The organism is Paenibacillus sp. sgz302191 (assembly GCF_057749925.1).
Genome location: NZ_JBYLHY010000005.1, coordinates 1 through 15,619, shown reverse-complemented (window position 1 = coordinate 15,619; position 15,619 = coordinate 1). Strand labels below are relative to the sequence as shown.

At 54.5% G+C, this 15,619-nt stretch carries 8 protein-coding genes and 1 riboswitch; of the genes, 3 read left to right on the top strand and 5 right to left on the bottom strand.

Annotated elements, in window-relative coordinates; translation table 11 throughout:
• Positions 1 to 92: 92 nt before the first annotated feature.
• Together AC3G2T_RS08615 and AC3G2T_RS08610 are read right to left on the bottom strand one after the other, a co-directional pair.
• Positions 93 to 3,824 (bottom strand): non-ribosomal peptide synthetase family protein, encoded by a 3,732-nt coding sequence (locus AC3G2T_RS08615; protein ID WP_488435171.1) that lies wholly within the window; start codon positions 3,822 to 3,824, stop codon positions 93 to 95.
• Positions 3,825 to 3,841: 17 nt separating this feature from the next.
• Positions 3,842 to 5,596: a methyl-accepting chemotaxis protein gene (locus AC3G2T_RS08610; protein WP_474680160.1), complete on the bottom strand. Its 1,755-nt coding sequence runs from the start codon at positions 5,594 to 5,596 to the stop codon at positions 3,842 to 3,844.
• Between the two features lie 482 nt (positions 5,597 to 6,078).
• Here AC3G2T_RS08610 and AC3G2T_RS08605 point away from each other — a divergent pair, with 482 nt between their 5' ends.
• Positions 6,079 to 6,498 carry a GNAT family N-acetyltransferase gene (locus tag AC3G2T_RS08605; RefSeq protein ID WP_488435356.1) on the top strand — a complete coding sequence of 140 codons (420 nt, stop codon included), beginning with the start codon at positions 6,079 to 6,081 and terminating at the stop codon, positions 6,496 to 6,498.
• Positions 6,499 to 6,643: 145 nt separating this feature from the next.
• Here AC3G2T_RS08605 and AC3G2T_RS08600 read toward each other — a convergent pair whose 3' ends face one another.
• The 3 genes from AC3G2T_RS08600 to AC3G2T_RS08590 are packed head-to-tail and all read right to left on the bottom strand — an operon-like array spanning position 6,644 to position 12,423.
• A complete protein-coding gene (locus tag AC3G2T_RS08600; RefSeq protein ID WP_488435170.1) occupies positions 6,644 to 8,716 on the bottom strand; it encodes a glycoside hydrolase family 65 in 2,073 nt (690 codons plus the stop codon).
• Positions 8,713 to 11,385: a family 78 glycoside hydrolase catalytic domain gene (locus AC3G2T_RS08595; RefSeq protein WP_488435169.1), complete on the bottom strand. Its 2,673-nt coding sequence runs from the start codon at positions 11,383 to 11,385 to the stop codon at positions 8,713 to 8,715. The genes AC3G2T_RS08600 and AC3G2T_RS08595 overlap by 4 nt, the downstream gene beginning before the upstream one ends.
• Before the next feature lie 21 nt (positions 11,386 to 11,406).
• Positions 11,407 to 12,423, bottom strand: coding sequence for a glycoside hydrolase family protein (locus AC3G2T_RS08590; protein ID WP_488435168.1), 1,017 nt, complete (start codon positions 12,421 to 12,423; stop codon positions 11,407 to 11,409).
• 216 nt (positions 12,424 to 12,639) lie between these two features.
• Here AC3G2T_RS08590 and AC3G2T_RS08585 point away from each other — a divergent pair, with 216 nt between their 5' ends.
• Complete coding sequence (locus tag AC3G2T_RS08585) at positions 12,640 to 13,281, top strand: SGNH/GDSL hydrolase family protein (protein WP_488435167.1); 642 nt, start codon at positions 12,640 to 12,642, stop codon at positions 13,279 to 13,281.
• Positions 13,282 to 13,955: 674 nt separating this feature from the next.
• Positions 13,956 to 14,067: riboswitch (cyclic di-GMP riboswitch) on the top strand.
• Positions 14,068 to 14,134: 67 nt separating this feature from the next.
• Complete coding sequence (locus tag AC3G2T_RS08580; protein ID WP_488435166.1) at positions 14,135 to 15,424, top strand: S-layer homology domain-containing protein; 1,290 nt, start codon at positions 14,135 to 14,137, stop codon at positions 15,422 to 15,424.
• Positions 15,425 to 15,619 lie beyond the last annotated feature (195 nt).

Sequence of the window (15,619 nt, the reverse complement as noted above, 5' to 3'; positions counted from 1 at the left end):
AATTGAGGCATATTGCTTCAGTATTTCCCGGCAAAAAGAGGCCGATACGAATGTATCGACCCCCTTATGAGGCTTGCAAAGCATGGCTTGCTTCAATTGGCCTGCAGCGCTGTGGCCGATTTCGGCTGCAGCGAAGGCGGAGGGAAGTACCCGACATATACGGCATAGGCGATTAGTTTATGGATGAAGGAAAGGTCCGGCGCTGCGCATCGAAGTCCCGAAGCCTGGAGGTAAGCCAAGGTGCGCTCGCATCCGTACTGGCAATCGGAATCTTTGGCGCCGTCTCCTTCCAGTTGGGCCATGGCCAGTGCCCGCGCTTCCTGACTGACGGCTTGGCCGTCATCCAAAAGCCAGCTCGTATAGGCGCCGAATTCCATCGTCTCCACCTGATAGCCGCATTCGTTCACGTACTCGATCAATCGGGAGTAAGTGAGCGGCTGAGGGTTGCATATGTGAAAGACGTGCCCGATGGCGTCGGGCTGCATGACAAGCTCCGCGATGGCGCTGCTGGCATAATCGATGGGCGTCAGATCGACGTACCAATCGGCCGCAGGCGCTTTGCCCAAGAGGAGCATGGCTTTCAGCATCCGATAGAACGCATTGCTGTCGATATTGCTCTGGAACTTGCCCGTGACCGAATGGGAGGTCAAGTTCGCCGGGCGGTAGATGCTGGCGGCCACGCCCCGTTTGGCTGCGGCCAGCACGAGCTTTTCGGCTTCCAGCTTGCTGCTGGTGTACACACTGTCGACGTGCAGATCGGGCGAAAAGTCATCAAGCTCCTCGACGGAATCCCACTGCTGGCTAAGCGCCAAGTCTTCGGGAATGGCGATGGTGGAAATGTAGTGGAACCTGATGCCCGGCCTCGCTTCCGCTAATTCGAGCAGATGCCGCGTGCCCTGTACGTTCGTTTGCTCGAACTGCTCCGGACTGCCAAAATGCCGCACGTCGGCAGCGGCGTGGAGAATCGTCCCGACGTTCAGCTGCAGCTCGCGCCAGGTTTCGGCGGGCAGCCCGAGCCTTGGAGCCGATAGGTCGCCTTCCAGCACCTGTACCCGCTCGTTCATGAGCTCCAGCAGGCTGTCTCCGAAATAATGCTGCATCACTTCTTGCAAGCGGGCGGTTGCTGTCTTACCGGCCGCCGGCCGAATGATAGCGATGATGCTCTGCGAGCTTATTTTCAGCAGCTCGTACAAAAGATGCGAACCCAGATAGCCGGTGGCTCCGGTCAACAAAATGCGGTTCGTCCGCTCATGTCCATCGGCAGGCGCAACATTCACCGCGGCGCGATATTTGATGCTCGGCAGTTCATGCAGCATGGTGACACCGCCTGACCGGGCAGGCTTGCGAACGCTGCGCGGCTCGTCGGCAGCCTCGTCCAGCTCTTCCATTCGCCGGGCCAGCTCGTCCATCGTTTTATGCCGGAACAGATCCTGAATCGTCAGCGCCTGGCAGTGCGGCTTGAGATGAACGAGCACCTGGATGACCGCAAGCGAGTCGCCGCCGATTTGGAAAAAATCGTCCTCGATGCTGAAATGCTTTCTGCCCAGCTGATGTTCCCAGGCAGCCGCAATCAGCTGATGATAAGCGGTATGCGGCTGCTTGTCCTCGTCCACGAGCGTCTCCTCGGGCTCTTGTTCGATCGGGTAGGCCGCGAGCTTTTTGCGTTCCACTTTGCCGGTCGGCGAAAGCGGCATTGTCTCCAGCTGAATGAGCCATTTCGGCACGTAGTAAGCCGGCAGCTTGCTGTGCAGGAACGTTCTGAGCACGGCGGCGGATAGCGGGGCGCCGTCCATGGTTGTATAGTAGCAAGCCAGAGCTTGCTGGCCGTTCGCTTCCTTGACCGGTATGACGGCGGTATCCTGCACGTTCGGATACTTCGTCAAGTAATCTTCAACCGCGCCGAGCTCGATGCGGTGACCGCGAATTTTGACCTGCGCGTCTCTGCGCGTCACGTATTCGATCGTCCCGTCTTCGAGCAGCTTCACGATATCGCCGGATCTGTACACCATTTCGCCGGGGACGAACGGGCTCGGAATGAAGGCTTCGGCCGTTTTGGCCGGCTGATTCAGGTAGCCTTTGGCCAGTCCCACGCTGGCGATGAGCAGTTCGCCGGGCACGTTGAGCGGGCACAACTGCAGCTCGTTATTGACGATATAAACCCGATAATTACCGTTGGGTGTTCCGATCGGAATATGGGTAATTTGCGATGAAATCGGCCCGATAATAGGGTGATAGGTCGTACCGATCGTACATTCCGTAGGCCCGTACAAATTGTAAACGCTAATGCGGCCGTTCGACTTCGTTTGAAAAGACCGAACCTGCTCGCCGTACAGCGCTTCGCCCGCCGTCATCACAGCTCTTAAGCTGGACAGCTTGCGGAAGCCGTCTCCGGACAGGCGGACTGCCAGCTGATTGAAGAAAACAGTCGGGATGGCAGGGATAAGCGTCGTCTGCGTTCTGGCTACGGCGTCGGCGAAAGCTTCCACGGATACGCGTTCCTCCGCGTTCAGCAAAACCAGGTGGGCTCCCGCATAAAGCGCGCTGATCGTTTCCCATACGGAAGCGTCGAAGCTGAACGTTGCGAACTGGGTCAGCACGTCATTTTCCGTGATCGCGAACTTGTCCCGGATAAAAGCGCCAAGATTAACGGCTCCTTCATGGGCAAGCAGAGTCCCTTTGGGCTGTCCGGTAGAGCCGGACGTATAGATGACATAGGCCAAATCGCTTGGCTGTACGCCGGCATCCGGATTATTCGCCGGCAAGTCCGGCCATTCGTCGTCCACCCGCAGTATGTGCTTCACGTCGCCCAAGTCGGAAGCCAGCTCGCGCAAGCGCTGCTCGTGAGCTCCTTTGGTCAGCACATACGCAGCTTTCGTATCTCCGATGATGTAGCGGATCCGCTCCTCCGGATAGTCCGGATCGACGGGCACGTAGGCGCCTCCGGCTTTCATGACGCCGAGCAGGCTGATGATCGTATCCAGGCTCCGCTCCATGAACAGCGTGACGAAGTCGCCTTTGCCAAGTCCGCTGCGGATCAGCATGTGCGCGATCCGGTTCGCCTGCGCATTCATTGCCTCGTACGTATACGACCGCTCTGCGGAAGAGATTGCAGGACGGCTGCCGAACTGCGAGGCGGCTTGTTCGATCATGCCGTGCACGGTGCTTTGAGCCGGATATTCGAAAGCCGTATCGTTCAATTGCTCATAGAGCGCCAATTCATGCCCGGTTAAAATAGGGATCGAGCCCACATTTACGGAGCTGTCCTCCAATACGGCCTGCATGAGTTTAAAATAACCTTGCATGTATCGATGAATCGTCGATTTCTTGAACAGAGAGGCGTCATATTCCATAGATAGTTCGATGTGCATCGCATATTCCGTGAATGACCAATTCAGTAAGGCACGATCCTGCTCATCCGGCTTCCGGTTTAACGTCAGAAACGTTTCCGGCTGCTTCGCTGCGGGTCCCGGCTTCCCGTCCAACTGGGCGCGCACATCGTGCCACAGGTCGAGGAACGATGTGCTCCGCTCCAAAGTTACAACGACGGGAAGCGGGGCAAGCCGGCTGCCGGCTGCGCCGACGGCAATCTCGTTCTCGCCGGAGAAGCGGTATATCCATGCCGTATACAGGCTGAGCAACAGCCCCAGACGATCCTGCTCGTCTGGGTACTGCTCGCAAGCTTTGAGGGCGAGATCCATCGGCAATTCGGCCTTGACCGAAGCTTGCCGGTAAGTTCTGGATTGGCGTTCGTAATCAAGCGGGACAGGAAGAATGTACAATTCGTTTTCTGCCGTTGCATCCGATGGTTTTCTCTCTATGGTCATATGGAATCTCCCTCACCTTACTTTTTCTTGACGCGAAATTGTTTAATGAGTTCACTGAGCTCGTCGGCTGTAGAAGAAAGAACGTTTGAAGAGTTCACGATCGATTCTAGATGATGTTTTTGCTCGTCAATGGAATGGCTGATTTCACTTGCATTGGAAGCCGTTTTGCTGACGGATACGCTGAGTTCGTCGGCGTTGGCGGATATTTCCTCCGTTCCGGCCGATATTTGCTGGGCTGCGCTTGACACCTCCTGTACTTGCGCCGAAACATTTTTGGTCGCAGTCAAAATGTCGGTAAACAACCGGCCGGTTTCGTCGGCCATGATCATGCCTTTTTCCACCACTTCCGTACCGTGTCCCATCGCCTGCGAGGCTTGATGAATTTCGTTTTGCACCTCTTTGATCAGGGATGAGATTTGATCGGCGGATTGATGGGATTGTTCAGCCAGCTTGCGGACTTCTCCGGCGACTACGGCGAAGCCTCGCCCGTGTTCGCCGACCCTCGAAGCCTCGATGGCCGCGTTCAGGGCGAGCAGGTTCGTCTGATTGGCAATTCCGCTGAGCACGTCGAGAATGCTGCCGATCTCCTGAGAACGGCGGTCCAGCAAGTTGACGGTGACGGATGTGTCGCTGACGAACTTCGTAATTTGGCCCATCTGATCGGCCATATTTTTCACTACGGTGTCGCCCTGCACAGACTTGTTTTCGACCGCGCTGGCTTCGTCGGCCAAGCTCGAAGAGCTTTGGGCAATCGTCTGGATGACGGTGCTGATTTCGGTAATGGCCCGCGAGCTTTCGATACTGGACTGCTCTTGGTGCTTGATGTTGCCTGTAATCATTTTGATATGGGAATTGATCGTTTCCGCATGATGGTTGTTTTGCTCCGTCGTCGCATACAGGCTTCTGGCCGATTCCGCAACTTGTACGGACAACTCCTGCACTTTGAGGATCGTGTTGTTCATGGTACTGGCCATTTGATTGAATTTCTCGTTAATGATGCCGAGATCGTCCTTGCCTGTGCGGAGCTCTACGTCCAGATTGCCGGAACTGATCTGTTCGATACCGCGAATCAGTTCGCGAATGGGGGACAGCGTCCTCCTTACGATAAAGTATTGCAGGGCGATGATGACAATCAGGGAAGCGATAAGTATGGTAATGCCGTATGTAATGAGCTTGCTCAGCCCTTCGGGAATCGCTTTGGCGTCGGTATCCACGGCGAAATAGGCGAAAATATTGCCGTTCGCGTCCTTAATCGGATAAGCGATCGTCGTCCACGTCCCGAGCTCGTCGTTATATACGTCGGAAAAAGTTTCCTTCTTCGCGTTCAGCATGTTGCGAACCGTGTCCGCAATCACTTTAGGCTGCTCGTACATATCGCCGATCGTCAGCTTGGACTCTTCAAGCGGTTGAATCAAATGCGTCGGAACGACGCCGAGCGACGTTTTATTGCCGTCCTGCAGCTCGGTACCGAATATGTAGGCTTGCGCGATGGTCGGGTTGTACTTGCTGATGGAATCCATCAGGCCGCGAAGCTCGGTTTGTACAGCTCCCTGGTAGCTTTTCTCCTGCATCGCTTTTTGAACTTTGCCGGCATCCAGCTGTTTGAACCATGCTTCCGTGACAGTCTTGATCTGGCTGTGAAGCTGATTCATTAAAATATTTTTCTGAATAAAATAACTGGAAACGATGAGTAAAGCGCCGATTAAGAAAATATTAAACGATGATAACAAAAGATTTTTCGTAAAAAAAGACATGCTGATTTTTTTTCTCATCTGGTCTGTCCCTCCACTCGGATGAAATATGGGCCCTATTTGTCAAATGGTTTCACAATGCAACCACATCCCTTCTATGTTAATTATCGGCCGAAATTCACAAATATGAAATCATTTTAGCCCATCTCCTCAAAATTGTCGAATAATGGGAGAAGGTAATCCCTTTAATTAAAATGGGTGTAACGTATGAATTTTGACTAAAAAAGGGCCAAATTCGCCTGATAATGGTCTTTTGTTTTTCATTTTGTTTTTTTGTAAATAGTGACAAAGTGGGGAATTCGAAAATAAATCATAATCCTGTAGTCCTGAGTCTATGAGCCGCGAACTGAAGTAAGACAAATAGATGGACAGCGCTTGCCTGCCGATGGTATATTATGGGTTGTTTGCGGTTTCAATGGAGAGGATGTAGGGGACAGATGCGAGGCGGTACTAAATTGAAGGAGACTCAGTCTGAAGAATGTACGTTAGAACGGAGTGAAAAAATGGAGCTGCAAATTTCCAGTAGTTTAAATAGTGCTGAAAAGACGTTTATTAGAGATAAAATGATTGAGTTTAATCTGCAGCATTTCCCTGATGATTTAAAAGGCAGGTATCAAGAAGTAAATCTATTTTTGAAGAACGCAGATGGTCAGATTTATGGCGGAATCGTAGGTGAAATTTGTTGGAACTGGTTGGAAGTACACTACTTATTTGTTGATGAGAAGGTGCGTAAATTAGGTTACGGGAAAAGACTTTTGTCTGAAGCTGAAAAAATAGCTAAAGAGAAAAAGTGCGATTTCATAAAACTTGATACTTTAAGCTTCCAGGCTTTAGATTTTTACAAAAAGCAAGGTTTTGAAGTATATGGAGTTATACAAAACGCTGGGGGTCACACGCATTATTATCTAAAGAAAGACCTTTGACTTCTTGTGGAGAACCTGGGTGGCCATTTTAGTAAAAATACTTCAACGACGTTTGCCACGGCGGAATGATTATCTACATAGCGGCAAAAAGACGTACCGTCCAAGTCCATGACAGGACTTTCGGTACGTCTTTTTTTGCTGCATTTTACAACATTTTGGCCAGCCCCTCGTAGTTCACGCACCACGTGCCGTCCTGGGGAAATCCCGGGGCGTGGGCGTCCGGCCCGCCCTGCCAGCCGGCAGCCATCATCGCCGCTGCGGTCAACAGTCCTCCGTTTCCGGGGAGGTAGACGGTTAACGGCTTTCTTTGATAATTGTGGCCGTTCGGCAAAAAGGTGTTGGTGATTTTATCCATCAAAAGGGTGTCCACCGCCAATTGTCCCTCGCCAAGTCTGGCTGCGGTCATGGCCGCCATCGGATAGTCCCAACCCCAGGTCGCATCCCAATCCCATGCGTTCATCACTTCGCGAAGGGTACGGCGCATCGTTTCGGGATCGACTTTAACGCCGGGCAGGACACCTAGCGGCGCTAGCATCGTCGGGTGGTCTTTCGTTCCGCCGCCGCCGCTGAACGTATCGGGAGCTGTCTCTGCGGCTGCGTACAGCCCGTCTGCCGCAGGCAGCTCGCTCAAATGCTCCAGGATGTGCTCCCACTTCTCCGTTCGCGGCAGCCCCAGACGTTCTTTCCACGCATTCGCCGTCAATAATCCGAACGCCCAGTAAGACAGTTCGAAGGCGGGATTCATCGTCAAAGCATGGTCGTATATTTCTTGCGCAGGGGCGACGGGCGGTCCGAGCACATACCGCTGCCGCCCGGCATCCCATTCGGCGAAGGAGGCCATGAACGCCGCGCTTTCGAAGACGAGCTCGGCGTATTTTTCCAGCAGTTCGCGCCCGCCCTTGATGCTGTACAGCAGCTCGGCGTAATAGATCGGATGCGGCTGCTGCCAGATCAGAAACGGCTCGATGTAGCAGGGCGCGTTGACGCCGTCCGGGGCCGCGCATTTCGGCCAGCGCGCGCCTTCGTAGCCTTGCGAAGCGGCCAGCGCACGGGCTTTGTCCAATATGCCGAAGTACCATTCCAGGCTGTTCTCCATAAGTTCGGTCCGGTTCCAGAGCGCGAAGTGGACGGAATGCCACCAGTGCATTTCCAGATGAAATTTGCCGCCCCAGCTGTTATGGGTAAGGCCGGACTCCGCCGGAGGCAGCGCTCCGGACGATTGGATGGCCGTCACATATTGCGAGAGCACGATTCTGCGCTCCAGCTCGTGCGCCCGTTTATCCTTGCTGCCGGCCAGCTCGATGGCGCCGCCTGAATGCCAGAAGCCGGCCCAGTGGCGCTCGCTTGCCGAGCGCACCGCTTCGAACGACGGCAGCTCTTCACCGGCCGGTTCCGGCGTGCAGCGGAATCTCAGCTCCAATTCATCTTGATCCGGGGACGGGGTCAAAAGCAGCAAATGCTTGTCGCCTTCATCGCGCGCCAACGTCCCGTTCGTCCAGGCCGCGTGCATGACATAACCGTCCTGATCGAGCCGGCGGCGAATTTGGACGGAGCGGTCACCTTGCCGCTCGATGTGCGTTTCATGCCGGTCCGGCTTGCCCCAATCGGCGGCGGCGAATTTCCATGTGCCGTAAGGAAAATGGAAGGCAATCTGCAGGCGTCCCTGGCGGATCAGGCCGGATTTGACGCGAACGGCGATCGTATCCTGGCGGGGGTGGCAGACCGTCGTGACTTCGGTTCCGCTTCCCGCAACGGCGAAGCTGCTGCGGATGATGCCCGACCACAGATCGAGAACTTGCCGGATCTCTTCCAAATCTTCATGGGACGCCTCATTTCCGTCCGGCAGCGTCAGCCGGAACCCGACCTTCCCCAAATGAAGCTTGTGCGGATTGAATTTCAGCCATTTGTAGGCATCGCTCGTCTGGCCGGGCGGCATATACGGAAAGCCGACGCTTCTCCCGCCGAAGGTAGGGAAATAGGTGAGCGGAAATTTTTCCACGGCATAGCCTTCAGGATTGGGGGAGGTGTGCCAGGCCCAGTTGGCCAAATGGCCCAACGGCACGCCCCCGTCCGCGTAAAGCCCGGGAAACGTCTGCAATCCGGTGGCATCGACGGTAAACGCGTAGTTCCCGTTGCCGACCGACAGGGAGGATAATTTGTCAAATCCGGAAATATGCGGATTATGGCGCCAGACGAGCGCTTTACGGTCTATCTTCATAAGGGCACCACACTTTCAAAACGATACTGGCCCGATCCCGTGCGCACTACGGCATAACCGTGTTCATGCCGGACGATTTCGACAGCTTCGGCGGCTGTAACCGGAACTCCGCTTTCCATCAGCGTTTCCATACGCAATGAAGGAACGTGAATGTCTGCGGTGCAGTTGGCGGGGATGTCCGCGTCCAGCGTCAGCCGGTTCCGTCCGCTGCGCTTCCATGCGACGCGAATGCGTCCGGCGGGCAGGCGGTGTTCGGCGGCGGCTTCTTCAAGGCCGTCAGGCAAAAAAGGCCGAATCCACAGCCTGTAGCTTTCCAGGCCGGGATCGTAGCGGTAGTCAATGCCGGCCAAGCCGCTGTACAGCCATTCCTCCAAATGCCCGAGCATGAAATGGTTTTGCGATTTGCCGACGGTCGGACCGTCCCACGCTTCCGTCAGCGCCGTCGCGCCGTGTACGATTTGGTAGCCGTAGCTGGGATGGCCGGTTTGGCGGGTCATTTCGTAAATGATGTCCGAACGGCCGTTTTGCGCCAGTGCGAGGAGCACGTAACGGTGCCCGATGTCGCCTGCGGTCGTATGCCACCCGCGCTGCCGGATATCTTCTATAAGGCGGGAAAGGACGAATTCCTTGTCGAAGGCGTCGGCCAGTCCCAAAACGAGCGGCATCGCGTTGGACGTCTGGCTGCCGGTCGCATACTGCCGCGTATTGCGGTCGAAAAAAGCGGCATTGAACGCCGATTTGATCTGTTCGCGGAGCCGTTCATATTCGGCCGCGTCCTGATGGTTGCCGACGGCCTGTGCGATTTGCGCGAACACATCCGTCATATGGTAAAACATCGCCGTTTCGGTATGCGCAACCGGCGTGTTTTGAACAAAACCGGGAGGATCGTCTCCCGCATCGTACCAATCGCCAAGGCCGCCCGTCACGATCAACCGGTCGGAGCAGGCGGCCACATAATCGACGTAGGCTTTCATCCCGTCGTAGTGCTCCTCCAAAACCCGGCTGTTGCCGTACATGCGCAGCAGGTTCCAGCCTGTAAGCACGTAGGCGGCGCCCCAGGATACGGAATCGCGGAAGCAGCGCCACTTGTCGGAGAAGACGACATATTCCGGCGCCGTCGTCGGCACCATGCCGTCCGGCAGCTGCGCGTCGCGGATGTCTTCCATCGTTTTCACGAACAAAGGCTCGACATCGTAGTTGAAGGCGACGGAAGGGCCCATCAGATGGACTTGCTCCAGCCAGCCGAGCTTTTCCCGATGCGGGCAATCCGTAAAAATGCTTTTCATGTTGCTGAGCACAGCCCGGTTAATGATGTCGTGCGTCCGGTTCAGCATCGCATCCGAGCTGGCGAAGCGGCCGCGAACGTCCGCAGCCGGGTAAATCATCCGGCCTTCGAGTCGGACAAGCACGGGAACGTCCGCGTCATTGCCGGCACGATCGGCGGGAACCGCGCCTTCGATTTGCACATAGCGGAAGCCGTAGTAGCTGAAGCGGGGCGACCACACTTCCTCCTCGCCGTCTCCGCTTAGGATGTAGGTGAACCGGTACGGGGAGCCGGTCCATTTTTGGTTGGCGGTGCCGTTGTCCTTCAGCAGCTCGGCAGGCGACAAGACGACTTTCGCCCCCTTTGGGCCGCGGACGGCTATTTCCACCCAGCCTGCAAAATTTTGCCCGAAGTCTGCGACGTACACTCCGGGACCCGGCTGCGAGATGCTCGCGGGCAGGAACGTTTCCATTTCCTTCAAGGGGAACGTCGCTTGCGGCTTCAGCTTGCCCGCAGGGGGGGCCGTTTCTTCGGCAGGCTCCCACGCTTCGCCGGAGGCGAAGCCGGGGCGATCCCAGCCCGCTTGCAGGAGCCGCGCGTCGAAATCTTCGCCCCCATACATGCAGGAAAAGACGACCGGCCCCGGCGCGGTGCGCCAGCTTCCATCGCTGGCAATCGTCGAGCTCGTGCCGTCGGTATACGTAATTTCCAATTGGACGATGCATGTGGGCGTGCCGAATGAACGCTTGAACTTCGTATAGCGGCCGCCTGTCACGTTGAAAAATCCGTTCCCCAGCATGACGCCAATCGCATTGGCGCCCTCGTTCAGTGCGCCGGTCACATCGTACACGGAATAAAGGCACGTTTTGTTATAGTCGGTCCATCCCGGCTCCAGCACGCTGTCACCGACTTTATGCCCGTTCAGCCGCAGTTCGTACTGCCCCAAACCGCATATATAGGCTCTGGCCCTCGCCACCGGCTTGTGTACGCGGAATTCGCGCCTGAACAATGGGAGCGGAGCCTGCGCGTTTGCCTGCGGCGCGCTGCTGCGCCCGCCGATCCATCGGGCCGACCAATCGCCCTGGCCGAGCAGCCCCATTTCCCACCAGGATACGGGGCTTTCGGTCATTCGGCCGCCGCTGTCCCAAACCTGAATCCTCCAATAGTAGCGGTTTCGGGATTGGAGGGGAGCGCCGTCGTAGACGATGTGCACGTTGTTTCTGCTTAAGCGTTTGCCGCTGTCCCATACGCTGCCGCCTGCGCTGTCCGTTACGATGATCCGGTAAGCGCTTTGCATTTGCAGGCGTTCGGCCGCCGGCGGGAAGCTCCAGCCGAAAGCCGGGCGGCCGACGCCGACTCCGAGCGGGCAGCGCTTGCTTTCCACATACATTTCATCCACTTGCATCGGTTCCGGTCTCCTTTACAATCACGATGATGTGCCGAAAATCGGCTGTGAAGCGGCGACGCTGATTGTCCTGAACTCTTTGCCGTAGTTTTTGGTCGGATCGCCCTCCCGGTACGGCCGGCAGGAGCAGTAAAAATGATAAAGCACGCCTTGGTGCGTGATGACGGACGGCTTATGGGCAAAAATGGAGTCAATGCTGCCCTCTTCTCCGACGCGAATAATCGGTTCGGGATATTTGTCCCAATGCAGCAAATCGCCGGAAAGGGCAATGCCTTCCTGCGCCTGCTTGTAATTGTAGCCGAAGTAATACATGACCCACAGGCCGCGGTCGGGGTCGTGCAGCACGCACGGATCGCTGGCGAAGCCGCAGTCCCATTCGTCCGGAGTCACGGGCAGTACAGGATTGCGCTCGTATCTTTGCCATTGCTGCAAGTCCCGGGAGAAGGCGACTCCCGTCTGTTCGATCCATCTGCCTTTATTTTTGTTTTTGGCGTTGTAGAACAAATAAAATGCACCGTCATGCTCAATCAGACATTCTTTATAGAGCCCGCCTTTTTCCCAATCTGCGCCTTCCTCGGGGGTCAAAATCGGATCCGGGCATTTGTGCCACTCCAGCAGCCGCTCGTCCTCCGTCCAGGCAATTCCGATTTTCGCCGAGCCCTCTTCGTACCCGGTTTCGGGATAGGCGTGGTAGACGAGCCAGTATTTGTCGTTCCATTTTTTCAGAACGGGAGGGGCATCGATGCGATTCTCTTTCAAAATCCACGTCCCGGCTATATTGACGGAATCCCAGGCCCCATGCTCGTTGCGCTGTAAAATGACGCTCAGATGCTCCCAGTCGAGCAGGTTTTTGCTGACGGCCAAAGCCGTCTGGTAGCCGATGCCGTCGAATCCGACATACATCATGTAAAACATATCGTTGTGCTGAAAAACGAAGGGACAATCCACGGCTCGTTCATCGAAATGGCCGGGTTTACCGGAACCGGCAAGAACCGGTGCGCCCAATTTGTAAGGCGTCATATAGGGCTGGATTTGCAATGCGGCACGCTCCTTTATTTTCGCTGGCTTTTATCGCGGATATTGCCATTTTCAGCTTACAATTAACCGCTTTCATGCTGTGGGGGGGATTGTATCCGATATATAGGTCGATGCTACCTTCGGCCGCCGGCCGCATTGACTTGGCAGACAACCCGGCGTAGGATGAGGGGGTAAAAAGCCGCCCGTTTGCCGGCGGCAACATGAGGAGGCGTTACCGTGCCGTTTAAAGCCAAGGACAAGATCGTGTTTATCGGCGACAGCATCACTGACAAAGGAAGAAAAAAAGATCCCCTGAAGCTCGGGTCGGGCTATGTTCGCCTGATTCACGATTACTTGACGGCGGCGTACCCGAATCTTTCGCTGAAAATCATAAATGAAGGCGTTTCCGGCAACCGCGTGACCGACCTGGAAAAACGGTGGACGCTCGATGTGCTCGATCACCGGCCGCAGTGGGTATCGGTTTCGATCGGCATCAACGACGTGTGGCGGCAATTGGACTCACCGGATGCGGAGCAGGTGTACCCCGACAAATTCGAAGCGGTATACCGTCACTTGCTGGAACAAACGAAGCAAATACCCAGCTGCCGCCCGATCCTCATGCAGCCTACGGTGATCAAGGAGTACCCGGATGCGACGGGAAACGTGCTGCTGCGCCCTTACGTGGACATCGTCAACCGGCTCGCCGGACAGTTCGACGCGATCCTGGTGCCCACGCATCAAGCGTTTATCGATTTTATCGCGAGTGAAACAGGCAAAGATTCGACTACCGACGGCGTACATATGAACCCGCTCGGGGACATGCTGATGGCCGTGACATGGCTGAAGGCCGTTATGGTGCCTTTTCCCGGAAACAAGTGATTCCGGGAGATTGTGGAATGGTCGGCCGGCTGCCGTCATGCGGTGCAACGCCGCGCGCTGGAAGCTGCGCGGCTTGGGTGGCGTTTGCTGGGGCAGCCAGGGGGGAGCTGATTTGGGGCGCGGTCATTCATGAAGCGGCTGGGTGTTGGCATTGGCACGGCGTAGGCACAGCATCGGCATAGGCACAGGCAGCCCGAAAACCTGCAAAAGTGCAGGATTTTTCCATGAAAGTGGCTCGTTTTGGCGAAAAGCCTGCGATTATACAGGAATTTTCGCTTAAACGAGCCTGAGGTCCACGTGTTCGATGAAAAGCCTGCACATTTGCAGGAATTGTTTCATTGCCAGCCTATCAACGAGCAAGAACCTGCACTTTTGCAGGTTTTCTTTGCGTTGCTAGGCAGATGTGCCGCCGGTTCTAGCACGCCAGACCGAAAAGCGCGTACCATCTTACGACGATGGGGGCGGCTTTTTATTTTGGGCGTGTCGATGAATCTTTTTTTGAAGGTAGCGATCACCTAAAAGCTGTAAAGCTAATTAGCGGGGGGTGTAAAACAAACGCGTTGAGCGCAAGGTATAATTTTTTTGTGGAAATACGTTAGTTTATGGGTTAATATGGAACTCATATTAAATCTAATGTACTATTTTTATAGTTTTAAATACCTAAGAACCAAGTGGAATTGAAAAGGCAAACCTGTTCGAAAGACAGGGACGCAAAGCCACGGGCCTACTTCTACGGGGTACAAGTCGCTAGACTTCCCTCGGGGAAACGGCAGCCGGGTCGCCAAAAGCAGTTGGTTTTTTATTTTCGGAAAAGTAATTTTTTTACTATAGAGGTATAAAAATGAGAACCCACTTGATTACATCACTGGCAGTTGTTGCACTACTGGGAAGTTCAATTCCCGATGTCCAAGCTGATTCAACCGCCGCTACGCCAGGCACGAAAACAACAAATGCCACCGGTACGGCTTCTACAGGCAGCTTCAGCGACACAAAAGGGCATTGGGCGGAGACGACCATCGCCGGCGCGGTACAAAAAGGCTACGTCGACGGATACCAGGACAACTCTTTCAGGCCGAATGCAAAAGTGACGCGCGCCGAGTTTATCAAAATGGTCGATACCGCGCTTCATATTCCAATCTCAGGGGTAACCGAAGGTAATGACTGGTACTTGCCTTACGTTAACGCGGCGACCAACGCGGGGATTTATAAGCGGAGCGATTTTACGAGCGGGGATTGGAACACGCCGATGACGCGTCAAGAAATGGCCAGAACGGCTGTTAGGGCCGCAACCGCCGACAAGAACATTGATGACACGAAGTGGATGTATCTAGCGACCAAAGCCGGTCTGATTACCGGTCTAGATGATAGGGGGACGCTCGGGGAAGACCAACCGACGACACGGGCTCAGGCGGTAACGACAATTGAACGCATTTTGACTGTTAAGGGAGGTCATTCGCTGGCCGTCGATGAAAAAGCCGTTGCCAGTGCGGAGCAATCCACGAATGCCCCCAAAGATCCTTGGGGACGCGCGATTCGCACAACAAATCTGCCGTCGAATAGTGGTGATTTCCCTTACATCCTACAGGATATTCCCAATGAAATGTACGAACATAAACATCCGTTTCAGACGGATTTGACCCGTTTTACTGCAAAGGAAATCATCCATGATTCCAGATATTACTCTAGGGATACAGTCGATCGATGGGTTAAACTCGTATCACAGTTTGGCAATCAGATACTGAATGTGGATTACGAGACAATAGACCAAAACTGGGTGGATGCTTTCGTACAAACCGTTAATATTCCGAAGCACGTCAGTGGTGATGCCCAAAAGTATGTCGAGTGGGTGAAGCAAAATCACATTCGAATTGAAGGCACTGTGACACCAGAACCTTCTATCGTTTTTTTCGGCGATAATAAGCATTGGGTACGAAGTATGTTTCGGTTTAGAGTAACCAGTTTTGATGAAAACAAAAATTTGTTTGTCGATATATGGGGGCCGAAAAATATTGAAAAAGACGTGTGGTATATTGGTTATACAGATGTGGCCATTGCGTCAGAAAATTTTGCTTCGCAACTTGCAGAAAAGAAAATAACATCTGATGCTGCATTCTTTGCTTATAAAACCTATCATGCAGAGTAGAAGGCAAATAACCTATGAAAAGAACTACAAAAAAATATATATCAATTGTATTTCTTACGGCACTGTTACTAGTACATCATCAGTCTTTAAATTGTGGATAAAGACGTTTTAATTTGATCCGGGCGTCAGAGGTAGTAAACTGCCAATCGACTCCCTTTTGACTCGAGTTGCGACCTTGCTCCCAGGCAGACAGCT